42 protein-coding genes and 1 pseudogene are annotated in these 20860 nt (G+C 73.1%); 41 read left to right on the forward strand and 2 right to left on the reverse strand.

Annotation, left to right across the window (positions count from 1 at the left end; all coding sequences use genetic code 11):
* Window positions 1-6 precede the first annotated feature (6 nt).
* From QMQ26_RS01740 to QMQ26_RS01800, 15 genes are all read left to right on the forward strand, one after another.
* Window positions 7-1233 (forward strand): phage antirepressor N-terminal domain-containing protein, encoded by a 1227-nt coding sequence (locus tag QMQ26_RS01740; protein WP_282204490.1) that lies wholly within the window; start codon window positions 7-9, stop codon window positions 1231-1233.
* Window positions 1230-1643 (forward strand): DUF6197 family protein, encoded by a 414-nt coding sequence (locus QMQ26_RS01745; protein WP_282204491.1) that lies wholly within the window; start codon window positions 1230-1232, stop codon window positions 1641-1643. Before QMQ26_RS01740 ends, QMQ26_RS01745 begins: the two co-directional genes overlap by 4 nt.
* Window positions 1640-1798: a hypothetical protein gene (locus tag QMQ26_RS01750; protein ID WP_282204492.1), complete on the forward strand. Its 159-nt coding sequence runs from the start codon at window positions 1640-1642 to the stop codon at window positions 1796-1798. Before QMQ26_RS01745 ends, QMQ26_RS01750 begins: the two co-directional genes overlap by 4 nt.
* A complete protein-coding gene (locus QMQ26_RS01755) occupies window positions 1795-1956 on the forward strand; it encodes a hypothetical protein (protein WP_282204493.1) in 162 nt (53 codons plus the stop codon). The genes QMQ26_RS01750 and QMQ26_RS01755 overlap by 4 nt, the downstream gene beginning before the upstream one ends.
* A gap of 141 nt (window positions 1957-2097) precedes the next feature.
* Window positions 2098-2484, forward strand: coding sequence for a hypothetical protein (locus QMQ26_RS01760; protein ID WP_282204494.1), 387 nt, complete (start codon window positions 2098-2100; stop codon window positions 2482-2484).
* Window positions 2481-3365 carry a PD-(D/E)XK nuclease-like domain-containing protein gene (locus tag QMQ26_RS01765; RefSeq protein WP_282204495.1) on the forward strand — a complete coding sequence of 295 codons (885 nt, stop codon included), beginning with the start codon at window positions 2481-2483 and terminating at the stop codon, window positions 3363-3365. The genes QMQ26_RS01760 and QMQ26_RS01765 overlap by 4 nt, the downstream gene beginning before the upstream one ends.
* Window positions 3366-4422: 1057 nt before the next feature.
* A complete protein-coding gene (locus QMQ26_RS01770; RefSeq protein WP_282204496.1) occupies window positions 4423-4578 on the forward strand; it encodes a hypothetical protein in 156 nt (51 codons plus the stop codon).
* A gap of 414 nt (window positions 4579-4992) precedes the next feature.
* Window positions 4993-5235, forward strand: a complete 243-nt coding sequence (locus QMQ26_RS37845; RefSeq protein WP_404814036.1) for a WhiB family transcriptional regulator — start codon at window positions 4993-4995, stop codon at window positions 5233-5235.
* Complete coding sequence (locus QMQ26_RS01775) at window positions 5184-5318, forward strand: hypothetical protein (protein WP_282204497.1); 135 nt, start codon at window positions 5184-5186, stop codon at window positions 5316-5318. The genes QMQ26_RS37845 and QMQ26_RS01775 overlap by 52 nt, the downstream gene beginning before the upstream one ends.
* A complete protein-coding gene (locus QMQ26_RS01780) occupies window positions 5315-5668 on the forward strand; it encodes a hypothetical protein (RefSeq protein WP_282204498.1) in 354 nt (117 codons plus the stop codon). The genes QMQ26_RS01775 and QMQ26_RS01780 overlap by 4 nt, the downstream gene beginning before the upstream one ends.
* Before the next feature lie 1251 nt (window positions 5669-6919).
* Entirely contained in the window at window positions 6920-7321 is a 402-nt protein-coding gene (locus QMQ26_RS01785) for an ATP-binding protein (protein WP_282206388.1), read from the forward strand.
* A 111-nt stretch (window positions 7322-7432) separates the two neighbouring features.
* Entirely contained in the window at window positions 7433-7564 is a 132-nt protein-coding gene (locus QMQ26_RS38610; protein WP_449768975.1) for a zinc finger domain-containing protein, read from the forward strand.
* A gap of 12 nt (window positions 7565-7576) precedes the next feature.
* Window positions 7577-7867 carry a hypothetical protein gene (locus QMQ26_RS01790; protein ID WP_282204499.1) on the forward strand — a complete coding sequence of 97 codons (291 nt, stop codon included), beginning with the start codon at window positions 7577-7579 and terminating at the stop codon, window positions 7865-7867.
* Window positions 7798-8136: a hypothetical protein gene (locus QMQ26_RS01795; RefSeq protein ID WP_282204500.1), complete on the forward strand. Its 339-nt coding sequence runs from the start codon at window positions 7798-7800 to the stop codon at window positions 8134-8136. The genes QMQ26_RS01790 and QMQ26_RS01795 overlap by 70 nt, the downstream gene beginning before the upstream one ends.
* Before the next feature lie 12 nt (window positions 8137-8148).
* On the forward strand, window positions 8149-8403 hold the full coding sequence (locus QMQ26_RS01800) for a response regulator transcription factor (protein ID WP_282204501.1): 255 nt from the start codon (window positions 8149-8151) through the stop codon (window positions 8401-8403).
* Between the two features lie 169 nt (window positions 8404-8572).
* On the opposite strand, the gene QMQ26_RS01805 is transcribed toward QMQ26_RS01800, so the two are convergent.
* Window positions 8573-8803 (reverse strand): type II toxin-antitoxin system prevent-host-death family antitoxin, encoded by a 231-nt coding sequence (locus QMQ26_RS01805; RefSeq protein WP_282204502.1) that lies wholly within the window; start codon window positions 8801-8803, stop codon window positions 8573-8575.
* Between the two features lie 84 nt (window positions 8804-8887).
* Between QMQ26_RS01805 and QMQ26_RS01810 the strand changes: the two genes are divergently transcribed.
* From QMQ26_RS01810 to QMQ26_RS01885, 16 genes and pseudogenes are all read left to right on the forward strand, one after another.
* The gene (locus tag QMQ26_RS01810) at window positions 8888-9265 is read left to right on the forward strand and encodes a hypothetical protein (RefSeq protein WP_282204503.1); all 378 of its coding nucleotides are present in this window, start codon (window positions 8888-8890) and stop codon (window positions 9263-9265) included.
* A 224-nt stretch (window positions 9266-9489) separates the two neighbouring features.
* Window positions 9490-9756, forward strand: a complete 267-nt coding sequence (locus QMQ26_RS01815) for a hypothetical protein (protein ID WP_282204504.1) — start codon at window positions 9490-9492, stop codon at window positions 9754-9756.
* Between the two features lie 95 nt (window positions 9757-9851).
* Window positions 9852-10109: a hypothetical protein gene (locus QMQ26_RS01820; RefSeq protein ID WP_282204505.1), complete on the forward strand. Its 258-nt coding sequence runs from the start codon at window positions 9852-9854 to the stop codon at window positions 10107-10109.
* Between the two features lie 335 nt (window positions 10110-10444).
* Window positions 10445-10675 carry a hypothetical protein gene (locus tag QMQ26_RS01825; RefSeq protein ID WP_282204506.1) on the forward strand — a complete coding sequence of 77 codons (231 nt, stop codon included), beginning with the start codon at window positions 10445-10447 and terminating at the stop codon, window positions 10673-10675.
* A gap of 1 nt (window position 10676) precedes the next feature.
* Window positions 10677-10928: a hypothetical protein gene (locus QMQ26_RS01830; protein ID WP_282203947.1), complete on the forward strand. Its 252-nt coding sequence runs from the start codon at window positions 10677-10679 to the stop codon at window positions 10926-10928.
* Between the two features lie 3 nt (window positions 10929-10931).
* On the forward strand, window positions 10932-11198 hold the full coding sequence (locus QMQ26_RS01835; protein WP_282203948.1) for a hypothetical protein: 267 nt from the start codon (window positions 10932-10934) through the stop codon (window positions 11196-11198).
* A gap of 193 nt (window positions 11199-11391) precedes the next feature.
* Window positions 11392-12180, forward strand: coding sequence for a hypothetical protein (locus tag QMQ26_RS01840; protein WP_282204507.1), 789 nt, complete (start codon window positions 11392-11394; stop codon window positions 12178-12180).
* A 22-nt stretch (window positions 12181-12202) separates the two neighbouring features.
* Complete coding sequence (locus QMQ26_RS01845; RefSeq protein WP_282204508.1) at window positions 12203-12661, forward strand: hypothetical protein; 459 nt, start codon at window positions 12203-12205, stop codon at window positions 12659-12661.
* A gap of 235 nt (window positions 12662-12896) precedes the next feature.
* Window positions 12897-12947, forward strand: a pseudogene (locus QMQ26_RS37850) (hypothetical protein); the annotation flags it as partial.
* Window positions 12948-13488: 541 nt separating this feature from the next.
* On the forward strand, window positions 13489-13704 hold the full coding sequence (locus QMQ26_RS01855; protein ID WP_282204509.1) for a hypothetical protein: 216 nt from the start codon (window positions 13489-13491) through the stop codon (window positions 13702-13704).
* Between the two features lie 232 nt (window positions 13705-13936).
* On the forward strand, window positions 13937-14122 hold the full coding sequence (locus tag QMQ26_RS01860; protein WP_282204510.1) for a hypothetical protein: 186 nt from the start codon (window positions 13937-13939) through the stop codon (window positions 14120-14122).
* Complete coding sequence (locus QMQ26_RS01865) at window positions 14119-14316, forward strand: hypothetical protein (RefSeq protein WP_282204511.1); 198 nt, start codon at window positions 14119-14121, stop codon at window positions 14314-14316. The genes QMQ26_RS01860 and QMQ26_RS01865 overlap by 4 nt, the downstream gene beginning before the upstream one ends.
* Complete coding sequence (locus tag QMQ26_RS01870) at window positions 14313-14804, forward strand: hypothetical protein (RefSeq protein WP_282204512.1); 492 nt, start codon at window positions 14313-14315, stop codon at window positions 14802-14804. The genes QMQ26_RS01865 and QMQ26_RS01870 overlap by 4 nt, the downstream gene beginning before the upstream one ends.
* On the forward strand, window positions 14801-14968 hold the full coding sequence (locus QMQ26_RS01875; protein ID WP_282204513.1) for a hypothetical protein: 168 nt from the start codon (window positions 14801-14803) through the stop codon (window positions 14966-14968). The genes QMQ26_RS01870 and QMQ26_RS01875 overlap by 4 nt, the downstream gene beginning before the upstream one ends.
* 100 nt (window positions 14969-15068) lie before the next feature.
* Window positions 15069-15806, forward strand: a complete 738-nt coding sequence (locus QMQ26_RS01880) for a hypothetical protein (RefSeq protein WP_282204514.1) — start codon at window positions 15069-15071, stop codon at window positions 15804-15806.
* A gap of 68 nt (window positions 15807-15874) precedes the next feature.
* Window positions 15875-16144 carry a hypothetical protein gene (locus tag QMQ26_RS01885; protein WP_282204515.1) on the forward strand — a complete coding sequence of 90 codons (270 nt, stop codon included), beginning with the start codon at window positions 15875-15877 and terminating at the stop codon, window positions 16142-16144.
* A gap of 62 nt (window positions 16145-16206) precedes the next feature.
* Here QMQ26_RS01885 and QMQ26_RS01890 read toward each other — a convergent pair whose 3' ends face one another.
* Entirely contained in the window at window positions 16207-16506 is a 300-nt protein-coding gene (locus QMQ26_RS01890; RefSeq protein ID WP_282204516.1) for a helix-turn-helix domain-containing protein, read from the reverse strand.
* A gap of 174 nt (window positions 16507-16680) precedes the next feature.
* On the opposite strand from QMQ26_RS01890, the gene QMQ26_RS01895 reads away from it, so the two are divergent.
* From QMQ26_RS01895 to QMQ26_RS01940, 10 genes are all read left to right on the forward strand, one after another.
* On the forward strand, window positions 16681-16815 hold the full coding sequence (locus QMQ26_RS01895; RefSeq protein ID WP_282204517.1) for a hypothetical protein: 135 nt from the start codon (window positions 16681-16683) through the stop codon (window positions 16813-16815).
* Complete coding sequence (locus QMQ26_RS01900; RefSeq protein ID WP_282204518.1) at window positions 16815-16979, forward strand: hypothetical protein; 165 nt, start codon at window positions 16815-16817, stop codon at window positions 16977-16979. The genes QMQ26_RS01895 and QMQ26_RS01900 overlap by 1 nt, the downstream gene beginning before the upstream one ends.
* A gap of 96 nt (window positions 16980-17075) precedes the next feature.
* Entirely contained in the window at window positions 17076-18131 is a 1056-nt protein-coding gene (locus tag QMQ26_RS01905; RefSeq protein WP_282204519.1) for a protein transporter Sec31, read from the forward strand.
* Window positions 18132-18142: 11 nt separating this feature from the next.
* The gene (locus QMQ26_RS01910; protein WP_282204520.1) at window positions 18143-18292 is read left to right on the forward strand and encodes a hypothetical protein; all 150 of its coding nucleotides are present in this window, start codon (window positions 18143-18145) and stop codon (window positions 18290-18292) included.
* 2 nt (window positions 18293-18294) lie between these two features.
* Window positions 18295-18459, forward strand: coding sequence for a hypothetical protein (locus tag QMQ26_RS01915; RefSeq protein WP_282204521.1), 165 nt, complete (start codon window positions 18295-18297; stop codon window positions 18457-18459).
* Window positions 18456-18776 (forward strand): hypothetical protein, encoded by a 321-nt coding sequence (locus QMQ26_RS01920; protein ID WP_282204522.1) that lies wholly within the window; start codon window positions 18456-18458, stop codon window positions 18774-18776. The genes QMQ26_RS01915 and QMQ26_RS01920 overlap by 4 nt, the downstream gene beginning before the upstream one ends.
* Window positions 18773-19321 (forward strand): hypothetical protein, encoded by a 549-nt coding sequence (locus QMQ26_RS01925; protein ID WP_282204523.1) that lies wholly within the window; start codon window positions 18773-18775, stop codon window positions 19319-19321. The genes QMQ26_RS01920 and QMQ26_RS01925 overlap by 4 nt, the downstream gene beginning before the upstream one ends.
* Window positions 19318-19995 carry a hypothetical protein gene (locus QMQ26_RS01930; RefSeq protein WP_282204524.1) on the forward strand — a complete coding sequence of 226 codons (678 nt, stop codon included), beginning with the start codon at window positions 19318-19320 and terminating at the stop codon, window positions 19993-19995. Before QMQ26_RS01925 ends, QMQ26_RS01930 begins: the two co-directional genes overlap by 4 nt.
* Before the next feature lie 139 nt (window positions 19996-20134).
* Complete coding sequence (locus QMQ26_RS01935) at window positions 20135-20293, forward strand: hypothetical protein (protein WP_282204525.1); 159 nt, start codon at window positions 20135-20137, stop codon at window positions 20291-20293.
* A gap of 60 nt (window positions 20294-20353) precedes the next feature.
* Complete coding sequence (locus tag QMQ26_RS01940; RefSeq protein ID WP_282204526.1) at window positions 20354-20845, forward strand: Pycsar system effector family protein; 492 nt, start codon at window positions 20354-20356, stop codon at window positions 20843-20845.
* The last annotated feature ends 15 nt before the right edge of the window (window positions 20846-20860 follow it).

A 20860-nucleotide genomic window follows, 5' to 3' on the forward strand; every position in this document is an offset into this window, starting at 1 on the left:
GAAATCATGGACGCCATGCAGGTCCCCGTTCCGGCGGTGCTGACGCTGGAGCAGGCGGCGGCCTACATCGGCCGCACCCCGAAGGCTCTCCGCGGCCTCCGAGAGCGTCGCAGCGGCCCGGCCGGCTTCCGGGCTGGCGGCCGCGTGATGTACCGCATCGCGGCGCTCGACCGGTGGCTCGCCGAGCACGAGGCGCAGGACTCCCGGTCGAACCTCGAACTCGACCCCACCCGCCGGGCCCCGAGCCGCGCCGCGCGAAGACGCGCCCGCAGCCGCTCGCCGCCTGACGCACCCCCAAACGGGTCGGGCCCCCGCCCGGTAGCCGCCGGTCGAGAGCCCTACGGCCTGCCACCACACCACGAACTACCAGTACGAGAGGTGGAGACCTTGAGTCCCATCATGCCGCAGAAGGTCGTGACGATCGACCTCTCCGCCGGCCGACTCCACACCGTGGACGTCGACGGCACCCCCCACATCGTGCTCCGGCCCGCCATCGAGGCGCTCGGCCTGGACTACTCCACCCAGCTCCGCAAGCTCAAGGGCCGGTCGTGGGCCTGCGTGGGCCAGAAGACCACGCAGATGCCGGGCGACGACCAGGAGCGCACGGTCACCACGGTGACCACCGAGACCTTCCTGATGCTGCTGGCAACCGTGCACGAGGCGCGGGTCCCCGAGCAGATCAAGCCGGTGCTGGTCGCCTTCCAGAAGGAGTCGGCTGAGGCTCTGCGTAAGTACTGGACCGAGGGTGGCGCGGTGAACGAGCGCGCCTCGGTCGAGCAGGTCGCCGCGCTGCGGGCCGAGTTGGACGACGTGGAGCGCGCCTCCGTCGCCCGGGCCCGGCTGGACGCGATGGCCGTGGCCAAGCAGGCCGGCCTGGTGAACACCTCGTACATCGAGGGCATGGCCAAGCACGAGCTGGCTCGGATGCTGGGCCAGGAGCCGGAGTTGGACCCGCAGGAGATCACGATCACCTGCGACGAGTACCTGACGGACCGGGGTGTCGCGCAGGCGGACCTGGGGTCGGCGCGGACGCGGCTGGGCCGGACGGTCGCGGCGCTGTACCGGGCCCGGTACGGGCAGGACCCGCAGAAGGTGTCGCGTCCGATCCACGGGGTGCACCGCGAGGTGTCCGTATACACCCACCGGGACATCGACCTGTTCCACACGGCGTGGGCCGAGGTCGGCCGCCGCTACAACGTCCAGGGCGGCCTGGAGTTGGGCGGTGCGGCGTGAACGCCATCAAGGTGCGGGTGGGCCGTTCCCTGTTCGCTGGGGTGTCGCCGACGGTGATTCCGGCGGTGTCGTCGCCGCTGGCGCTGCCGGTGCGTGAGCGGGTGTCGGTCGAGCAGGTGCTGGAGCTGGCGGCGGCGTACATCGAGGTGCACGGCCACCACAAGGGCGACTTCGGGTCCGAGAAGGACCGGTCCGCGTGTGCGGTGGGTGCGATCCGGGCGATCGTCACGGGCCGCCGGGACGTGCAGCACCCGCTGGCGGACGCCGCAGTGCTGGCCCTGTCGCAGCAGCTGCCGGACGTCATGGCCGAGGTGCTGGAGAACGTCGCGGAGTGGAACGACGCGCTGGAGCGGACGGCTTCCGAGGTGGTTCGGGCTCTGCGGGCGGCTGCGTTGGCGGTGGCGGCGTGAGCGCCGGGTCCGCCTGCGGGCTGTGCGGGATCGCCCGCCGTGAGCACGACCGCCGCTGGGTGGACACGGTGCCGCACCGCTTCGTGCCGCCGACCGCCGCGCAGGTCCGCGCCCGCATGGAGCGGGCCAACTCCCGGAAGCAGGTGGCCCAGTGATCGACATCGCCATCATCCTCGCTGCGATCGCCGTGCTGGTGCTGATCGGGCTGGTCTCCGAGTGGCGGGCCCGTCGCCGGGTGCAGGCCGTCGAGGCCCGCACCGTCAGCCCCGAGGCCGTCCGCTACCTGATGACCCGCCGGGAGGACCGGCCGTGACGTTCCCCGCCTCCCGCGCCAGCGCCGCCGGCTGCCTCTGCGCCTGGTGCGCATCACCGACCCGATCCCCGCCCTGGAGCTCGTCCGGCCCGACGGCCGCGGCTGGCTGATCTGCCCGCTCAGGGCCCGCAAGGAGACCCGATGACCGACTACGCGCACTACGGCCCGCTGGTCCGGCTCGCGGCCGCGCACAGCACCGAGGTGGAGATGGACCAGTCCCTGTGGTCCTGCCTCTACGAGTACGACACCTCTGGCAAGGCCCCGGCCCCTGCGTCGATCGCCGAGATCACGCACCTGCGGGCCACCAGCCCGAAGGGCTGGAGCAGCACCGACATCGCACTGGTCGGCCGTCTCGCCGACGGGCGGTGGGTGACCTGCGTCGCCTGGTCCGACACCGCCGGGTTCGGCTGCCGGGAGCAGGTGGACTGGTGGGTCGGGGAGACCCGCGAGGACGCCATCAAGTTCGGCCTCGACGAGGAGTCGCGGCGCGCCCTCGGCTTCCCCTCGATCGCGGGGGAGACCCGATGACGATCACCGAGTTGCCGGGGTCGAGCGCCCCGGCCGCCGGGCCCATCATCACCGAGCCTGGCATCTACGACATCACCAACGAGCAGTACCACGCCGACCCCGTCCCGGGCGGTTCGCTGTCCTCCACCGGGGCCCGGAAGTTGCTGGCCCCGTCGTGCCCGGCCCTGTTCCGGCACGAGCAGCTGAACGGCCAGAAGCCGCGGCGGGTCTTCGACTTCGGCACCGCGGCCCACGGCCTGGTGACCGGCTCGGGCCCGAAGCTGGTGAAGATCGCCGCTGACAACTACCGCACGAAGGCCGCGCAGGAGCAGGCCGCCGGGGCCCGCGCCGATGGCGCTGTGCCGCTGCTGCCCTCCGAGTGGCAGCAGGTCCAGGAGATGGCGGCCGCGCTCCGCCAGCACCCGATTGCGTCCCGCCTGTTCGCTCCGGGCAGTGGCCTGCCGGAGCGGTCGCTGTTCTGGGTGGACCAGGCGACCGGCGTGTGGCGGCGGGCCCGCCCGGACTGGCTGCCGCACCCGACGGACGGCCGGCTGATCGTCCCGGACTACAAGACGTGCGTGTCCGCGGACCCGCGGGCCATCGAGAAGGCCGTGTACGACCACGGCTACTACCAGCAGGACCCCTGGTACATCGACGGGATTCGCGCGGTGCTCGGCGTCGAGAACGCCGTCATGGTGTTCGTCTTCCAGGAGAAGACGCCGCCGTACCTGATCCACGTGGTGCAGCTCGACCTGGCGGCGATCCGCGCCGGACGGCGCCGCAACCGTGAGGCGATCGCCGCCTACCAGCAGTGCACCCGCAGCGGCGAGTGGCCCGGCTACTCGGACCGTGTCGACATCGTCTCCCTGCCCGCGTGGGCCGAGAAGCAGGAGAACCAGTGAGCGTCGAGCAGTTCATGCCCGCGGCCCCGGCCCGGATCGGGCAGGGCACCGCGGTGGAGCAGTCCCGGGCGGTCGCCGAGGTGCAGGCCGCGATCGTCGTAGCCCAGCAGTGCCCGCGCAACATCCAGGCCGCGCTGGCCGAGATGCGCCAGTCGTGCCAGCAGACGGCCCTGGCTGAGCGGGCGTTCTTCCGATACTCCCGTGGCAGCGGCACGATCACCGGTCCGTCGGTTCACTTGGCCGCGCGAGCTGGCCAGATGCTGGGGCAACGTCCAGTACGGGCTGATCGAGCTGCGGCGCGACGACGAGTTCGGGCAGTCCGAGATGCAGGCGTTCGCCTGGGACGTGCAGACCAATTCCCGCAACAGCTCGACCTTCGTGGTCCCGCACCGCCGCGACACCCGCGACGGCGTCAAGGAGCTCAAGGACATGCGGGACATCTACGAGAACAACGCCAACAACGGGGCCCGCAGGGTCCGTGAGGCCATCTTCGCGATCCTGCCGCCGTGGTTCGTGGAGGAGGCGAAGGAGCTGTGCAACAAGACCTTGAAGGGCGGTGGCGGTCGGCCTCTGGCCCAGCGGATCGCGGACGCCATCCGGGCGTTCGGCAGCATCGGGATTTCCGAGGACCAGTTGCAGGACAAGCTCGGCCGGCCGTCGACGAAGTGGACGGAGCACGACACCGCACAGCTGCACGTGTCTTCCAGTCGATCCAGCGTGGCGAGGTGCGGGCGGACGAAGAGTTCCCTGCGCCGCGGGTCACCGCCGACGAACTCGCCGCCCCGGCGGTGCCGAGTGAGCTGGCACCTGGGGCCCCTGGCGGCCCTCGACTTGGAGACGACGGGCTTGGACCCGTTGTCGGCGGCGGTGATCGTGGTCCGCGGCCAGCGCGGCACGGTCGTGGAGGACGACCCGTCGCGCTGGCTGACGATGGACCGGTCGGGCTGGACGGTGTCGACGTGGAGATCCCGGCGGAGGCGACCGCGATCCACGGGATCACGCAGGAGCAGGCCGCGGCTGAGGGCCGGCCGGGCCAGTGGGTGGCGGGGCGGTCGGTGTGACGCTGGCGCGGATCGTCGAGCAGTGCATCCCGATCGTGATCATGAACGCGCCGTACGACCTGACGGTGCTGGACCGGGAGTTTTGGCGTCACGGCTGGCCGTCGCTGCCGCTGCGGGCGGGCCGGGAGCCGCTGGTGTTGGACCCGCAGTGATGGACCGGCACGTCGACCGGGTCCGCCAGCGGGCCCCGGAACCTGGGGGCCCTGGCGGCGCACTACCGGGTGCCGCACACCGCCCCGCACCAGGCCGCCGCGGACGCGCTCGCCGCGGTGCGCGTCGTCGACGCCATCGCCCGCCTCCACCCCGAGATCGCCGACATGCCGCTCGACGAGCTGCACCAGCGGCAGGGCATCTGGGCCCGGCGGCAGGCCTCGGAACGTGCCCGCCGGTACGAGGCCGAGGGCCGTGTCGAGCGCGTCAACGGCCAGTGCCGATCATCCCCCGCCCCAGGAACGGAGGCCCGCGATGACCACCAACGACTGGCGGGACGACGCGTCCTGCATCTACGTCGACCCGGAGCTGTTCTACCCGCTCACCTACAGCATCGAGCGCATCGCCGAGCCCTGATGGTCTGCAACGGCTGCCCGGTTGTCGCCCAGTGCCTGCGGGAGGCGATGAAGGTCGAGGGCGACGCCGGCGAGAAGACCCGCCACGGCATCCGTGGGGGCCTCTCCCCGAAGGGCCGCAAGAAGCTGGGACCGCACCCACCAGCGCGGCATGAGCCCCCGTCACCGCCTGGCCGCGTGACGTGCCGGCAGTGGCTGCCGCGGACGACGCGTACTGCGGGCAGCCCGCCCGGCCCTACCTGATCGGCGCCCGCTGCGTGCGCCACACCCCGGCCGCGCAGGCCGGCACCGACGAACCCCCCAGCACCCCCATGGAGCCCCGATGAGCACCGCCACCATCGACCACATCGTCCTGTGCCAGGCCGGCCCGGTCACCGTCGAAGCCCAGCCCGCCACTCCCGGCCTGTACGTCTACGAGGGGCCCGACGCGATCAGCGGCGGGGCCTGCCGGTGGCGGCTCGGCCACCACTCCGGGCTCCAGGTCGCCCGGTTCCAGACCAGCGAGGCGGCGCACGCCGTGGCCGCCGAGATCGCCGACTTCACTGACTGGACCGCCCCGGCCGCCGTCCTCAAGGCCGCCGCCACCGCCCGCAACCAGGCCGACCGGCTGGAGTTCCTGCGGATCGTCGAGGACGGCGGAGGCCACTTCGACACCTGCACCAACTGCCCGGCCTGACGGCCCGCCAGACCGCCCGGTGCGGGGGATGACCTCCCCGCCCCCGCACCGGGCCCCAACCCTCACCCCACCGAACTACCGGAAGGCCGATCGTGACCCTCGACGCCATGCACTGGGTGTGGAACCACTCCCAGACCCGCGGGAACTCGCGGCTGGCTGTGCTCGCGCGCGCGACGCGACAAGGTGCGGACTCCGGCGTGCGAGATCCGGGTGAGCTATCCGGAGTTCATGCAGGCGCTGAACGTGTCGTCCCGCACGGTGGTCCGCGACGCGATTCGGAAGGCGGAGGAGCTCGGCGAGTTGGCGACGCTCGAGGAGGGGAAGGGGACGCGTCCGGCTCTGTACCGGTTGCCGAAGGCGGTCGGGTGGCTGCGCGGGACGGACGCTAGCAGTACGGATTCCGGACCTCTAGACGCTGATTGCCCTGCCGGTAGCAGTCCAGATTCCGGACCTCTAGCGCCTGCTAGTGGTACGGATTCCGGACCTCTAGCCGAAGACCATGATCACGCTAGAGGTACGGATTCCGGACCTCAGAGGTACGGATTCCGGACCTCTAGAGGTACGGATTCCGGACCTCACTCTCCATCCCACTCTCCCAAGAGGGAGAGAGCGATCGACGCGGACGCTTTCCCCGCCTTCGCCCGGCCCCTCTCCGACCAACTCGGCCTCGCCGGCATCAACGTCCGCTGGCCCTTCACCGAGACCGAGTGGTTCAAGCTCGACGCCGCCATCAAGAAGTCCGGCATCCCCGCTCGTCGACTACGCCCGCCGCTCCTACGAGCGCCAGCACGGCCACATCGACTCCGCCCGCTACTTCCTCCGCGGCTGGATCGAACTCCCCCCGCTGCCCAGCCCCGACGCCGAACGCCCCCCGCTTCGCGCCGTCGCCGGCGGCCAGCCCGGCTGGCAGCCCTACGCAACCCCACCGACCACACCGTCTACAAGAACGGCTGGTGACCCCGATGCCCGAACCCGCCCGCCTCGGCGCCGCATCCGCCATGGCCGCCCTCCGCGCCCGCCTCGAACGGCGCGGCATCGTCCTCCCCCCCGGCCCCGTCGACGACGCTCCCAGCCCCGACCAGCCCGGCCACCCCGAATACCACCCGGGCCCGCGCCGAGTTCGCCCTCACCCGCTGGCACAACGCCGTTCCCTACCGGTACGCCGACGCCGCCCCCATCGCCGCCGACCCCCAGATCGGGGCCTGGGCCCAGCGCGTCGCCACCAAGCCCAGCGAAGCCAACTCGCTGCTGCTGACCGGCAGCACCGGCACCGGCAAGACCCACCAGGCGTGGGCCGCACTGCGGATGATCGCCGAAGCCGGGCCCGTCGACTACCAGGTGATCGCCACCACCGCCGCCGACCTGTACGGCCGGCTCCGCCCCGGCGGCTCCGACCAGGGCACCGAGCACGAACTCCGCCGCTACACCCGCGTCCCCATCCTCCTGCTCGACGACCTCGGCTCCGCCAAGGCCAGCGAGTGGGTGGAGGAGATCACCTACCGGCTGATCAACGAGCGGTACAACGCCTGCCGGCCGACGATCTTCACGTCGAACTACTCGACCCAGGCCCCCGTTCCGAGACCGGCCAGGTGCTCGGCCCCGGGCTCGACATCGTCCTCGGCGACCGCATCGTCAGCCGCCTCGCCGAGATGACCACCGTCGTCGTCATGGCCGGCCGCGACCGCCGCCGGGCCGCCTGATGGGCGCCCCGATGCCCGCCAAGCTCCGGGCCGCCCTCCAGCGCGAGCACCCCCGGAGTGGGCGATCGCCTGCCCCCTCGACTACTGCGCCGCCAAGCCCGGCACACCCTGCCGCAGCCCCCGCGGACGCGCCGTACCCCTCGGCGTCCACCCCAGCCGCGCCGACGCCTGGATCACCCACCAGCCTGCCGCCTGAACGGAGCCATCCATGACCGACCTGACCGCCGCCGCCACCCGCCTCAACGAGGACCTCGCCGAACTGTTCGAGGACTGGGAGATCCCCCGCGGAGCCAACCTCCGCGACCACCCGTACGCCATCGACAGGCTGGTCGAGATCCTCAACGACCACGCCGAGCGCATCGCCCCGCACCGGTACGTCGAAGGCGACCGCTACCCGGTCGTCATCACCACCACCCAGCGCTACATCGTGTGGGTCGAGGCCGAGACGCCAAGGACGCCGTCGCCAGCACCAAGGACAACTCGGAGTGGTACGAGCTGATCTCCGGCCAGACCGCGATCGACGCCGACTACGAGATCGAGGCCCCCGACCGCTGGAAGAACCACCTCGTCTACGAGCACCGGATGGGCCCCAACCAGGGCTGCCAGACCTGCAACGCGCCCCAGATCCAGGAGCAGGTCGTCCACACCGTCCTGCACACCGAGGCGTGCCCGATCGGCCAGGCCGAGCGCGCCGAACGCGAAGCCCGCTGGGAGCGCGAACGCCAGGAACGCCTCGCCGCACAGGCCGCGAAGCGCGCAACCGCCTGAACGGAGCCTCCGATGGAGATCACCGAACCCGCCGTCGCCAGCCGCGACCTGACCGACTACGAGCGCCGCCTGCTCCGCCACGTCGCCGCCGGCGGCACCAACCCGTCGATCGCCCGAAGGCTCAGCACGACGACCTGCACCGTCCAGTCCGCGCTCGCCTGCGTCTACCGCAAGCTCGGCGCCCGCAACCGGGCCCACGCCGTCGCGATCGCCGTCCACAACGGCTGGATCACCCTCGACCACGTGACGCCCGCCAGAGAGCCCTGACGGCCCGTCTGCGACCCGCGTCCGGTCCCGGTGGACTCCGCGCACCTGCCCCGCCCCTGCGCCCGCCCTAGACCCCCTGGAGCGATTCCGTGAACACCAGCTATCCGACCGCCCCCGGCAGCACGAAGAGCCGCGCGGCGTCGGCCGGCGGCTCGCGGAGCGGGGCGGGTCAGGAGGCGGGCGGCGCTTCGGCCAGGTAGTCGCGGAGGATCTGCGCGGCCCGGCCGGGCCCGCCGGCCTGGTCGACGAGTTCGCCGATGTCGACGGGCAGCAGGGCGGCGACCCGCTTGCTGCGGCTGGTCAGGTAGTAGCCGCGCCTCAGCAGGCGGACGGCGGACAGCAGTTCGCTGAGGTTGGCGCGGGCGTCGGCGATGGGGTGGTCGGTCTGGTCGGTGTCCATGGAGCCGAATTTACCAAAGCGCCTTGATGTACATAAGGCCGCGATGTACATTTTGAGAGTCGAGAACACCACCAAGGAGTCCTGATGCCGAACCTGACCGCCGACGAGTGCAGCAACTGCAACGGCTACGACAGCTCCACCTGCCCGGCCTGCCTCGGCACCGGCGAGCAGCCACCGCCAAGGACGCCACCCCCTGCGGCCTGGCCGGCCCGCACCTCGCGCACCGCGCCTGGACCCCCCGACGTCGGCGTCTGCCCCGGCATCCCCGCCACGACAGCGAGGACGCCGATGACCGACACCCAGCCCACCGCCGACGAACTGGACGAGCGCGAACGCCGCCTCCGTGCCGACTTCGAGGACGCCCGAACCACCCTCAACCGCGCCCGGGCCAACTTCGACCGGATCGCCGACGAACTCCGTGACATCCGGCTCCTGCGCCACGAGATGGAGAGCAACCAGTGAGCAACCAGCCCCAGCGCCCCGACCTCGACACCCTGCTCGCCGCCATCGACAAGCCCGGCGTGGACCATGAGCCGCCCGAACGCCGAACTCCTCGTCGCACGCATCCGAGAGCTGGAGACCGAACTCGACGGCCGCGACGAGGAAGCCCGCGAACGCTGGATCCAGAAGCAGCTCGACAGACCGGCATCCGCGCCATGGACTTCCGCAACGGTGCCACATGGACCTTGAGCCCGCCCGCGAACTCGTCGCCCACTGGGTCGCCGCCGCGCGCACCATGCTCGGCGACGCCCCGAACTACACCCGAGACCAGGCTGGAGTTCGACGTCAAGGTCGCCGAGTCGCCCGAGATATACACCCTCGTCGTCCAGCGGCACGCCCCCGGCGCGCTCACCCCGCACGAGGCCCGCCAGCGCGCCGAGGCCCGCGTCGCCGAGCTGGAGCGGGACCTCGCCGGCGCGCCGCTCGCCGACCCAGCCCGTGACGGCCGCTGACACCCGCGCCACCCGCCCACCAGGAGCCCCAGTGCAACCGCCGACTACCCGAGGACGCGCACCTCAGCTACGTCCGCCACACCGGCACCGGCACCGTGCACCTCGTAGCCGACCAGCCCGACAGCGACGACGACGGCCCGGCCATGTCCATCGCGGCCGGCCTCGCCGCCTGGGCCGCCGGTGCCCGACCGGTCATCGTCCGTTGCGGCCGGCCCACCTACCCCGTCATCACCCCGCGGTGGGAGCCCGTCGGCGAGTTCGCCGACGACGACCTCTGCCGGGCCTGCTACCGCACCCTCCACCCCGACGACCAGCACCGCGCCTTCGACCACCCCCAGCCCACCGCCGCCTGACACCCCGCCACCCGCCCACACCAGACCCGGAGAACACCACCATGACCGACCCGCTCACCGGCCGCACGCCACGCGAGGAGCTGTACCGCGCCGTCGCCACTGGCGGCACCCTCATCCGGCAGCCCGGCCAGGACCATGGCCAAGCCGCGAACGCCCCTGCTCGACGCCTACCGCGACCAGGTGCTCGCCGAGGCCGCCGAGATGCTGCGCTCCCGGCACGACGAGTTCTACGACGCTGCCGGTGGTGGCGTCGCGGCCGGGATCACCATCGCCGCGGACCTGCTGGACGCCGCCCGCACCAGCCAGGGGGCCCCGCCCCGGACGCGCCCGGCTACGTGTGCGACGTCTGCGAGGACGAGATGTGCGGACACTGCTCCGGGTGCGACTGCCCGGCGTGCACCGAGGTTCGCCAGATCTCGGCGGCGACGGTCTCCGCCGAGCAGCAGGTGCTGGCCGCCGCCCGGGCCCGGGTCGAGCAGCTACCGACCGCGAACGACGGCCAGCTGATCTGCGCGACCCGCGAGCAGATCCTCGACGCCATCACCCGCACCGGCCAGGAGAGCTGACATGACGACCAGCCCGCGGCCCTCCGCCCGCCAGCACCTCGCCTCGCTCCTGGACGACGTCGGCGTCGATCACGCCGTCGCGGACGCCGCGATCACCGCCGTGCTCGCCGAGATGATCAGCCTGTCCGCGCACACCCTCGAACTCGCCAACCCGGACCGCTCCCCGGAATTCAGCGACGGCGTCGACTGGGCCATCGACACCCTGCGCTCCGCCGCCGCCAAGCTCGCCGTCCGCACCGGCCAGGAGGACTGAGCGATGGGATACGCCCACTACGAAATCAGCCGCAACGGCCAGATCATCGAGGCCGGATACGCAGTCGAAGCCGAGTGCGAGACGGACTCCTGCGTCGCCCGGATCGATCGAGGGCTCGGCCACCTCTGCGGCGAGACGCCGGGCGGGACCGAGCACGGATGCGGCGGCTACTTCTGCGGCGAGCACCTGTACTCCGCGCTGCCCGGGCAGATCGGCTACCTGTGCGGCCCGTGCTGGGACGCCGTCGCCGAGCTGGCGGCCGCCCGGTGAGCGCGCCCGGGCAGCAGGCCGCCTGGCCCCCGCCCGTCGGCACCCGGGTTTCCGTCGAGGTCGCCTGCTGTGGCAGGACCACTGAGGTCCGCGTCACCTGGACTGGCGAGGAGCAGCCCGTCACCGTTCCCGGATGCCCAAACAGCACCCGGCTCCCGCACGAGCCGCGCATCACCTTCACCTGGAGCAAGTCGTGACCGAACAGCCCGCCGCGCCCGTGCAGCCCCCGGCCGACCTCCGCCAACCCATCGAGGCCGCCCTCCGCACCACCCCCATGCCCTGGCGCGGCGCGAGGCCGAGCCGACACGGCGGCCCGAACGGCCACCGGTACGACTCGGACTGCGCGCTCTGCCAGGCCGACGCCCCGGCCCTCGCCGACGCCGTGCTGGACGGGGTGGTGGAGCCCGAGCTGGCCGCCCTCCGCCAGCAACTCGCCGACCGCGACGCCGAGAACGCGCAACTCCGCGCCGACCTGGACGCGACCGACGACGAGCTGACCGCCCAGCACGAGCACAACGACGCCACCTGCGAGGCCGTTGTCGAACGCGACCAGCTCCGCCAGCAACTCGCCGACTCCCGCTGGGCCTGGCGGCGCGTCAAGAGCCGCCTCGTCGCCAGCTCCGACCGCCTCACCCCGCCGTTCACCAACTCCCCCGAAAGCCCCTGGACGCTCATCAAGCGCGAGGTGACCCGACTCGACAACGCCCTCAAGCCCACGACCACCCGACCACCACCCAGGAGCCCTGATGTCCGACTACCTCAGCATCCCCGCGATCCGTGCCCGCCACGAAGCCAGCACCCACCCCGACTGGCGCGCGCCAGCAGCGACATCGGCGTGCTGCTCGCCGAGATCGACCGGCTCAACCAGCAGCTCGCCGCCGTCGCCGAGTTCGCCGCGTCCGTCCTGCCGTGCGGGGTCTGCTGCGCGCACGCCCAGCAGACGATCCGCACCATCCTCACCCCGCCCACGCCGACCACCTGACCACCCGCCACCAAGGAGCGACATGACCGACCACCCGCACACCGCCTACCACGACGCCGTCACCGAGGCGCTCGGCGACCAGGCCCACGACTCCTGGACCGCCCGCGACGAGGACATCGAATGCCCCTGGGACGGCGGCCCGGACATCATCACGGTCACCGAGTCCGTGATCGAGCTGTACGCGCCCGACGACGACGAGGGCTACGTCCTGACGTGGCGCCAGTACACCGGCTGGACCTACTACCTCGCCGACGACGGCCGCAGCCTGATTACCGAGCCCGACCTGCTGCTCTACGGCGCCGTCCCCACCCCGCCGCCGTGGCCGCCGCCGTGCGCACCCTCTTGGCGGGCGGCACGCTGCCCGCCACCGGCGACGACACCCCGGCCGCCACCGGACCGCTGCCCAAGGTCATCCAGCGCGCCATCGAGGACTTCCCCGGGACCGTCGCGGCCCCAGCTCGCCCACTACGCCCGAACCTGACCACCCGCCGGCCGCCCCACCCCAAGGCGGCCCCGTCCGAAGGAGACACCGTGACCGACCAGCCCGAGACCATCCGCTACACCGCCGACGTCGTCTGCGTCCGCGACAACCACGTCCTGCTCATCGAACGCGGCTGGCCGCCCTACCAGGGCTCCCTCGCCCTGCCCGGCGGCCACGTCGACCCGGGCAGACCTCCCGGGAAGCCGCCGCCCGCGAACTCGAGGAGGAAACCGGCATCCGCGTCAACCCGAGCGACCTGGTGTTCGTCGGCCTCTACGACGCGCCCGAGAGGGACCCGCGCGGCCGGTACGTCAGCGCCGCCTACGCCCCGTCCAGGTCCCGCCCGGCACCGAGGCCGCCGCGGGGGACGATGCGGCCTCCGTGCAGTGGCTGCCGCTGTCCAGCTACCCGCACCTGGCGTTCGACCACCACTGGATCGTCGGCGACGCCTACCGGACCGTCCTCAACCGCTGACCCCGCCCCGGCCGCCGCCCCGCGCGGCGGCCCCCACCCACCCGGAGCACACGCCATGCGCCTACGCATCCCCTACGCCCCGGCCGCGCCATCAGCATCGGAGGCCACCCTCACCCCGGAGCCGTCCAGGTCCAGCTCGCCAAGCTCGGTCACCCGCCCCGCAGCCAGCCGCACAGCCTGGTCCGCGTCGCCTCCGCGCCGGCTGGATGGTGCTCCTCGTCCGCTACGACCGGAAGGCCGCCCGGTGATCGTCTTCCTCGCGGCCTCGCCACCGGCACCACCCTCGGCGCCACCGCCGCCGTCCTCCTCCTCGCCCTCTGCCGCGCCACCGCCCCGACCGAACAGGACCAGCCGTGACCCCCGCTGACCGCGAGCACATCGCAGCCGCCATCGCCTCCGCCGCCCGCACCGTCCCCCTCCAGTTCGGGCCAAACGCCATCGCGCTGGCATGGCACGGCGAGACCGTCGCCCTGTCCGCCATCGCCGCCGCCGAGGTCGGGCGGGTCGTCCTCGACACGCTCGAAGCGATGGGCGTCATCACCATCACCAGCCCGAAGGACCAGCCGTGACGCCCGAGCAGACCCTCACCGCCGCCGCCCAGAAACTCCGCGAGCACGCCACCGCAGCCGACGCCCAGCACCCGAACCCTGGCGCGCCCTGCCCCGGTTCCCCGAGCTCGCCGACGCCGGCAACCGCGCCCACAGCCTCCGCGACGCCAACGAAGGAAGGCTGCTCGGCGGCGGCGCGGCCCGCGGGCCCGGCCCGTTCCTCCTCGCCCCGACCGCCCGGTACATCGCCCTCATGCACCCCGGCGTCGGCCTCGCCATCGCCGACTGGCTCGACCGGGCCGCTGCCAGCGAGCGGGCCGCCGTTGCTGCCGTCGCCCGCGTCTACACCACCCCCGCCGAACAGAACGCCTGGCTCGACGACCACCGCGACCACCAGGCCCTCGCCGTCGCCCGCCAGATCCTCGGAGACCAGCCGTGACCCGCCCCCTCCAGCCCGACGAGACCCGCCTCCTCGACCAGCTCGCCGACGGCCACACCCTCGGCCAGCTCACCAGCCGCTCCCCGTCGGACGCCGCCGACATCCGTCGCACCGCCGCCCGGGCCCGCCGCGCACTCGGGGCCCGCACCCTCGACCACGCCGTCCAGATCCACCGCACCCAGGACCAGCCGTGACCGCGCCCGCAGACGACCCGCTGGCGGTCCTTGTCGACCGCGCCTGCCGCAGCGCCCTCAGCCCCGACGAAAGCGCCGCACTCCGCGCCGCCGTCGAAGAGCTGCGGCAGCAGCTCGCCGCACTCCACCAGGGCGAAGAACCGTACAACGACGAGCACGTCGTCCCGACCCCGGGCCAGTGGGTCTGGCAGTGGAACCGGGCCACGCCGGAGCAGCGCCTCGCCAAGGCCGCACAAGTCCTGGACATGCACGACCGGCTCGACCTCGTACGGCAAGCGCTGCTGTGCTACAGCGACCGACCCAACCTAGCCGGCGCCATGCGCGCCGCACTCGACGGCCGCAGCCCCGACGTCCAGGTGAAGCAGGCGTGCGACCACCGTGACCCGAACCGGCTCGGTATGCGCCCGCGGGACCTCGCGACGGTCTGCGTCTGCGGCCACGTGCTCTTCCCGCCGGTCCTCGGGCTGCGGTCGGACGGCCAATCGTGACCGGCCCGGACGCCGGCCTGTACGCCGAGCAGGCCCGCGCCGACGCCGAACTCGCCGGCGACGACTGGCCCGACCACGACACCCGCCGCCACCAACTCCGCCACGGACGGTGGAAGCCCATCGACGACCTCCCCGACATCAACGACTACCAGCCCGCCGCCTGACCCCCGACATGCAGCAGGGGCGCCCCCACAGCCTGCCAGCCAGGGACGCCCCACACGGTGCTCGCCACACTACCCCCAGCACACGCACAGGAGTACGACCGTGACCAGCACCCACACCAACCCCGCCACCACCGACCTCCAGCACATCGCCGACAACTGGCCGCTCCTGCGCGAGCTGCTCGCCGCCCGCACCCCCGCAACCTGGCCCCCCGCCGGCCGCATGGCCGACCACCAGCGCGACCTCGACGAAGCCAACGACGCCGACCCGATTGAGCAGCTGAACCAGCTCGCCGCCCTGGAATGGGCCGAGCGCAGCGACATCGCCCCCGGCCAGCGCCCCGTGCCCCTCCGCGTCGCCGTGTTCGACCTGCTCGCCGACCTCGACGCCGCACTCCTCGCCCTCGCCGACGAGATCGCCTCCGCCATTCAGCGCCCCGCGTTCAACACCCAGTTCCGCTCCGCCTCTCCGAACGACGACGTGGCCCGCTCCCTCGCCCTCATGGGCCTCAAGGACCAGCAGGATGGCCGCCGTTGGCGGTTCAACATGGCCGACCGCAACGGCGGCACCGCTGCCGCCTGGCTCGCCGACCGCATGACCACCACAGGCGGCCCGTTCGCGCCGATGTCCATCGAGCAGTCCGCGCGCATCGACCGTGTCGCCGCGCAGGCCCGGGGCCGCCTCGACCGCGTCCTCGGCGCCGACGGCCCCACCCGCACCCCCCTCGGCCAGACCTGCGGCTGCGGCGGCCAGCTGGAGATGCTCACCGGGCCCGCCGCGCCCGTCATCCGCTGCACCCGCTGCCCGGAGTACGCCGCGTTCCCCGGCGCCGTCGCCTGACGGGCCGCATCACCATCCGCCCGGGTGCGCCCTCCCGGGGTGGCCCGCCGTTCCGGGAGGATGCCCCAATGGACACGTCGTACAGGGATGAGGCGGAGCCCGAGCAGGGCCCGGACTGGTACTGGATGATCACCGGCACGTGGGGGGACAGCGCGACGACACAAACGATCACAAAAAGCGGGCTGTGCCAGTCCTACGTTGGCGACACCTACCAGGAGATCGCGCAGCGGGCGATAGGCCAGTACCAGTACGAGGTCGGAGCCCCGCGCCGGTTCATCGTGCTGATGCTCCACCTCGCGCCGAACACCGCAGTCCGGCAGGCGTCGGCCGCCGGCTGATTCGGCACACCACAACGGCCCCGCCCGAGCGATCGGGCGGGGCCGTGACGCGTGGCGGTGCGTCAGGCAGGAGGCTCGGCGGTCGACTTCTTCGGGCGAGCCGTCCCTGAGCCGGTGTAGCCGCGAAAGACGTCCTGCACTGTACTCAGCTTGATCTCCAGCCGCGCCGCGATCTCGCGGTACGACAGCCCGCCTTCGTGCAGCTGCTGGATCAGTTGCTTGCGCTCTTCGGCCCAGACCCGGTTTCGCCTGACCTGGTCAGCCATGATCCGGCTCTTCACCCGGACCCGTTGCTCCAGGTCTTCGATTCGCTCGACTACGTCGAGGGCTTCGGTCACCTGCTGCACCTCCTCGTCGCCCACTTCGGCCCCTTCCCTTCGGTGGGCCGCTTGCCATCATCGTAGGGGACCCCTACAGTGAGAGCAATGCGGCACCCACAGTGCTTGCAGCAACACAAAGGCCCCGGCCGGCGCTCGAACGCCACATGGCCGGGGCCAGTCCCACCCTCAAGCCGCTAAGCCGAGGAGAGCAGGACCATGCAGCAGAGTACCCATACCGCGACCAGCAGCAACAGCACGCCGCTGCCCCGCCGCAACCCCGGCGAGACCTTCCGCCAGCCGCCCGCCACCGTCGGCAAACCGCTCTCGGCCCCGCGGCCCAAGGCCGCGTGATGGACACCATCACCGTGCTGCACCGTGACGCCCCCGGCGCGCCGGCCCGCATCGCTGCCGCCGCCGACGAAGCCCAGGCCAACGGCTACCAGAACGTGCAGACCCACTACGAGCCGGCCACCGGCCTCCACACCGTCACGGGCGAGCCCCCCGCCGGCCAGTAGGCCGGCCCGCCGCCACGCTGCGCCCAACGCCGCCCGACCGCCCGGGCCGAGGTGAACACCAGCCCTCGGCCCGGCCCTCTTCCCCGGAGCCACACCGTGAGCCTGCTCACCCGCACCATCACCCGCACCCGCCTGGTGCCCTTCGCCCCCCACCCCGACGCGCCCGTCGAGATGGTCCCCGAGGAGTACACCGTCGAGGTGCCCCGCGACTGGGACCGAGCCGTCCTCGGCGCCGTCGCCGCCGGCACCGGCCTGCTCCTGGCGCTGGCCGTCACCTGGTCCACCGCCAGCATCGGCGGCCTGCTCGCCCTCAACGGCGTCATCGCCGGCGTCGCGTACGCCGTCGCCGCGGTCTTCGACCTCGCCTGGATCATCTGCATGGCCCTGGAGTGGGCCGCCCGCTACGACCCCCGCCGCGCCGCCGCACCCCGCCGCGCCGGGGCCGCCTTCCTGGCCGTCTCCATGGCCGCCATCGCCACCCGCGAGATCCTGCCGCACGGCAAGGCCGGCATCGCCCTCGGCGCGATCGGCGCCGCGGTGTCCCTCGTCGCCAAGGGCGTGTGGACGCTGGCGATCCGGGCCACCGCGCGGGACCTCACTCCGGTCGCCCAGCAGTACGTCGCCCGCCGCCAGGCCGCCGCCGGCGCCGAACTCGCCATGGCCCAGGTCGACCGCCAACTGGCCCGCATGCGCGGTCAGCTGGACGCCTACCGGCAGGCGTACGCCACCAGCACCGCCGTCACCCTCGACCGGCCCCAGCCCGACCCGGACCGGCCGGCCCGACAGCCCGACCGCGCCACCGCCACCGTCCGCTCCGCCGTCCGCGCCGCCCTCGCCACCACCCCCGGCGCCCGCACCGAAGAGCTGGTCGAGCAGCTCGCCCGCCTGGGCATCGACACCGACGCGAACACCGTCCGGACACTGTCCGAAGAGCTGTCCGGACAGCACCCGGACAGGACGGACAGCAGGTCAGCCACGGTGCTCGCCCTCGCGCCCCACGAGCCCGACGACACCATCACCGACACCGTCCGGGCCGCTGTCCGGACAGCCGGAGACGACCTCGACGCCGTCCTGGCCGCTGTCCGCCGCGTCCACGGCACCGGCGTCGAGCGCGACACCGTCCGCCGCCTCCTGTCGCGCGTCGCCGGTTGAAGGGGCGCCCGATGCCTGCCCTCCTCCTCGCGTGCACCGCCGCCGCCGCGTTCGCCGGCGCCTACCGCCTCGCCGACCACCCGGCCCGCCAGGCGCTGCGCACCGCCGGCACCGCCGCCCTCTGCACCACCCTCCTCGTCCTGATCCTCACCTGGAGCTGACCATGCGCCTCTTGGACCTGCTGACCGGCAGCAAGAGCACCGCACCCGCCACCGGCCGCACCCCGCGCGTTCGCGGCGGGCGCGAACGCGAGATCCGCAAGATCGACGCCGACACCAGCCGCTGGCTGCGCGGCGGCGGCCTCGCCCCGAAGCGGGGCCGGCGATGACCGCCCTCGCCGCCCTGCGGCCCGGCTACAACGGCACCGCGCTCGCCGCCGCGCTCGCCGCCGGCGCCCCCGCCTGGTCCCACCTGCTCACCAGCGTCGCCACCATCGGCGACGGCACCGGCCCCCTCGGCGCCACCGCCATCGGCCTGCTCGCCGCCGCGATCGCCGACCGGGCCGTGTGCTGGTACGACCGCGACGGCCAGCGCCACGACCTGTGGCTGCCCCGCGTCGCCCTCCTCTCCATCGCCACCGCCCCGCTCTACAACCACCACACCACCACCCTGCTGATCAACTTCCTCACCGGAGGCACCCCGTGAACACCACCGTCACCCTCGGCGGAGTCGTCGTCGGCACCGCCCTCCACATCCGCGAGTTCGCCCCCGCCGCCTGGGCCACCTTCGCCAAGAAGGCCGCCAGCAAGACCGACGGCGCCCCGCCCGCCGCGGCGGCCGCCAAGTTCAACCTGCGCGACCACGTCCCCTTCCTCGTCGGCGACGCCATCGGCATGCTCGCCATCTCCTGCCCCGGCGGCCTCATCGGCACCGCCGCCGGCAAAGTGCTCGGCTTCTCCAACACCATCGGCGACAAGGTCCTCTCGTCCGGCGTCGGCGGCAGCACCGTCGCCGCGACCCGGGACGCCGCCCACGCCATGGACCAGGGCGGCGCCGCCGTCGTCGTGCTGCTCGTCTTCACCGCCTTCGTGCTGCGCAAGACCATGCAGAAGCCGCAGAAGAAGGCGCTCGGCACGGGCATGTGGTCCGGCGCCACCCTCGGCCTGTCCTCCGCCGCCTCCGGCATCGCCGCAGCCGCCCTCGTCCCCGTCGCCGAGCAGCTCGGCCACACCCTCGGCGGCGCCCTGTGAAGCCGGGCTGGCGCATCCGCCGCCTCACCGACGGCTCCGCCACCGTCACCCGCCGCCTCGGGCGGTCCTTCGTGCCGCTCGACGCCGACGGCGAGACCCGCCTCATCGCCTCCGGCATCCGCATCGGCGCCGGCCTGCTGCTCGGCAACGGCCTGCTCACCCTCGCCCACCAGTCCCCGGCCTGGCTCATCGGCGGCACCTGCACCTGGTGCTGGGCGGCCTGGCGCGCCGGCGCCCCTACCCCCGCGGTCGCCCCCCAGCAGGCCGACGAGGACGGCCGGGACGGCGAGGACGTGGCCGTCGACGACCCGGGCGACGACGTCGAGGCGGAGCCGGAGCCGCTGACCCTCGCCCCGGCACTCCTGGCGGACTCCATCGAGCACATGGTCGCCACCCGCGCGCAGAGCGACGGCGGGGCGGGCAACGTCCTCCTCGCCGAAGCGCTCGCCGTGCTCCAGCGCCACGGCTGGTACCAGGGCTGCGACAGCCGGGCGTTCGGCGCCGCCGTTCGGGCCGCCGGAGTGCCCCCGAAGCCCTCGGTCGCGGTCGGCTCTGGGGCCGACCGGAAGACCTCCCCCGGGTGGTCGGTGGCCCACCTCCAGCAGGTCTTCGGGCGGCCACCTTCCCTGCCCCCGCAGGGGGCCGTCGACCGCACCCCCGTCGAAGCCGCCTGACCGCCGCCCGCCGGGCCCCTCCCCCGGGAGAGGCCCGGCCTCCTGTAGCCCGACTACAGACCAGACCTGACCTGCACAACTACCGACTACCGGCCCCGACTACAAGCCCGACTTCACCCCGACCCGAGAGGAGCCAGCCATGACCTACGCCTGGCCGAACAAGATCATCCACGAGTTCACCGACGACGAACTCGCCGACGCGATCGAGCGCAACGAGGCCGACCGAGACCCCGTGATCCGGGACCTGGTGCGCGACTGCACCCGCGAGTGGGAACGCCGCCGCGGCATCACCGCCTGACCCACCACCAGCCCGCCGCCCCGCGCACACCACGCGGGGCGGCCCCTTGAGGAGAACCCGATGACCACCCAGCCCGACACCACCACCGTCACCCCGGACGAAGCCACCACTGTCGACCCTGCCGTCGACCGGGCGCTCGACCGGGCTCAAGCCACCGTCGCGGCCGAGATGACCCGCACCGACGCCAAGGCCGCCGCCCTCCTGTCCGGCGGCGGCATCCTGGGCGCCGTACTCACCGTGCTCGCCGCCAGCGGCCGGGCCGAGCCCATCTCGACCGCGCTCGCCGGGCTGCTGCTGGCCGCCGCGCTGGTCGCCTCCGTCCTCGTCATCCGGCCCCGCCTCGGCGGCACCGACAAGGCCAGCTTCCCGCACTGGGCCACCCGCACCCCGCAGCAGCTGCGGGCCGACCTCGCCGAAGACCGGCGCGCCAACTGCGTGACCGCCCTGTCCGACCTTGCCGTCGACAAGATGACCGCGCTGCAGCGGGCCACCGACCTGACCATCGCCGCCGTGCTGGCCCTCGCCATCGCGGCGGTACTCGCCGCGACCTGACCGACCAACTGCCCC

This window comes from Kitasatospora fiedleri (genome assembly GCF_948472415.1).
Lineage (GTDB): Bacteria > Actinomycetota > Actinomycetes > Streptomycetales > Streptomycetaceae > Kitasatospora > Kitasatospora fiedleri.

Bases quoted from the DNA above. Each gene is read 5' to 3' on its own strand.
- QMQ26_RS01830 (WP_282203947.1), top strand. From the start codon at position 10,677: ATGACGACCAGCCCGCGGCCCTCCGCCCGCCAGCACCTCGCCTCGCTC.
- QMQ26_RS01920 (WP_282204522.1), top strand. From the start codon at position 18,456: ATGACCGCCCTCGCCGCCCTGCGGCCCGGCTACAACGGCACCGCGCTC.
- QMQ26_RS01845 (WP_282204508.1), top strand. From the start codon at position 12,203: ATGACCGACCACCCGCACACCGCCTACCACGACGCCGTCACCGAGGCG.
- QMQ26_RS01790 (WP_282204499.1), top strand. From the start codon at position 7,577: ATGACCGACCTGACCGCCGCCGCCACCCGCCTCAACGAGGACCTCGCC.
- QMQ26_RS01940 (WP_282204526.1), top strand. From the start codon at position 20,354: ATGACCACCCAGCCCGACACCACCACCGTCACCCCGGACGAAGCCACC.
- QMQ26_RS01800 (WP_282204501.1), top strand. From the start codon at position 8,149: ATGGAGATCACCGAACCCGCCGTCGCCAGCCGCGACCTGACCGACTAC.
- QMQ26_RS01805 (WP_282204502.1), bottom strand. From the start codon at position 8,803: ATGGACACCGACCAGACCGACCACCCCATCGCCGACGCCCGCGCCAAC.
- QMQ26_RS01860 (WP_282204510.1), top strand. From the start codon at position 13,937: ATGCACCCCGGCGTCGGCCTCGCCATCGCCGACTGGCTCGACCGGGCC.
- QMQ26_RS01910 (WP_282204520.1), top strand. From the start codon at position 18,143: ATGCCTGCCCTCCTCCTCGCGTGCACCGCCGCCGCCGCGTTCGCCGGC.
- QMQ26_RS01935 (WP_282204525.1), top strand. From the start codon at position 20,135: ATGACCTACGCCTGGCCGAACAAGATCATCCACGAGTTCACCGACGAC.
- QMQ26_RS01810 (WP_282204503.1), top strand. From the start codon at position 8,888: ATGCCGAACCTGACCGCCGACGAGTGCAGCAACTGCAACGGCTACGAC.
- QMQ26_RS01895 (WP_282204517.1), top strand. From the start codon at position 16,681: ATGCAGCAGAGTACCCATACCGCGACCAGCAGCAACAGCACGCCGCTG.
- QMQ26_RS01835 (WP_282203948.1), top strand. From the start codon at position 10,932: ATGGGATACGCCCACTACGAAATCAGCCGCAACGGCCAGATCATCGAG.
- QMQ26_RS01915 (WP_282204521.1), top strand. From the start codon at position 18,295: ATGCGCCTCTTGGACCTGCTGACCGGCAGCAAGAGCACCGCACCCGCC.
- QMQ26_RS01885 (WP_282204515.1), top strand. From the start codon at position 15,875: ATGGACACGTCGTACAGGGATGAGGCGGAGCCCGAGCAGGGCCCGGAC.
- QMQ26_RS01760 (WP_282204494.1), top strand. From the start codon at position 2,098: ATGACCGACTACGCGCACTACGGCCCGCTGGTCCGGCTCGCGGCCGCG.
- QMQ26_RS01765 (WP_282204495.1), top strand. From the start codon at position 2,481: ATGACGATCACCGAGTTGCCGGGGTCGAGCGCCCCGGCCGCCGGGCCC.
- QMQ26_RS01780 (WP_282204498.1), top strand. From the start codon at position 5,315: ATGAGCACCGCCACCATCGACCACATCGTCCTGTGCCAGGCCGGCCCG.
- QMQ26_RS01900 (WP_282204518.1), top strand. From the start codon at position 16,815: ATGGACACCATCACCGTGCTGCACCGTGACGCCCCCGGCGCGCCGGCC.
- QMQ26_RS37845 (WP_404814036.1), top strand. From the start codon at position 4,993: ATGGTCTGCAACGGCTGCCCGGTTGTCGCCCAGTGCCTGCGGGAGGCG.
- QMQ26_RS01740 (WP_282204490.1), top strand. From the start codon at position 7: ATGGACGCCATGCAGGTCCCCGTTCCGGCGGTGCTGACGCTGGAGCAG.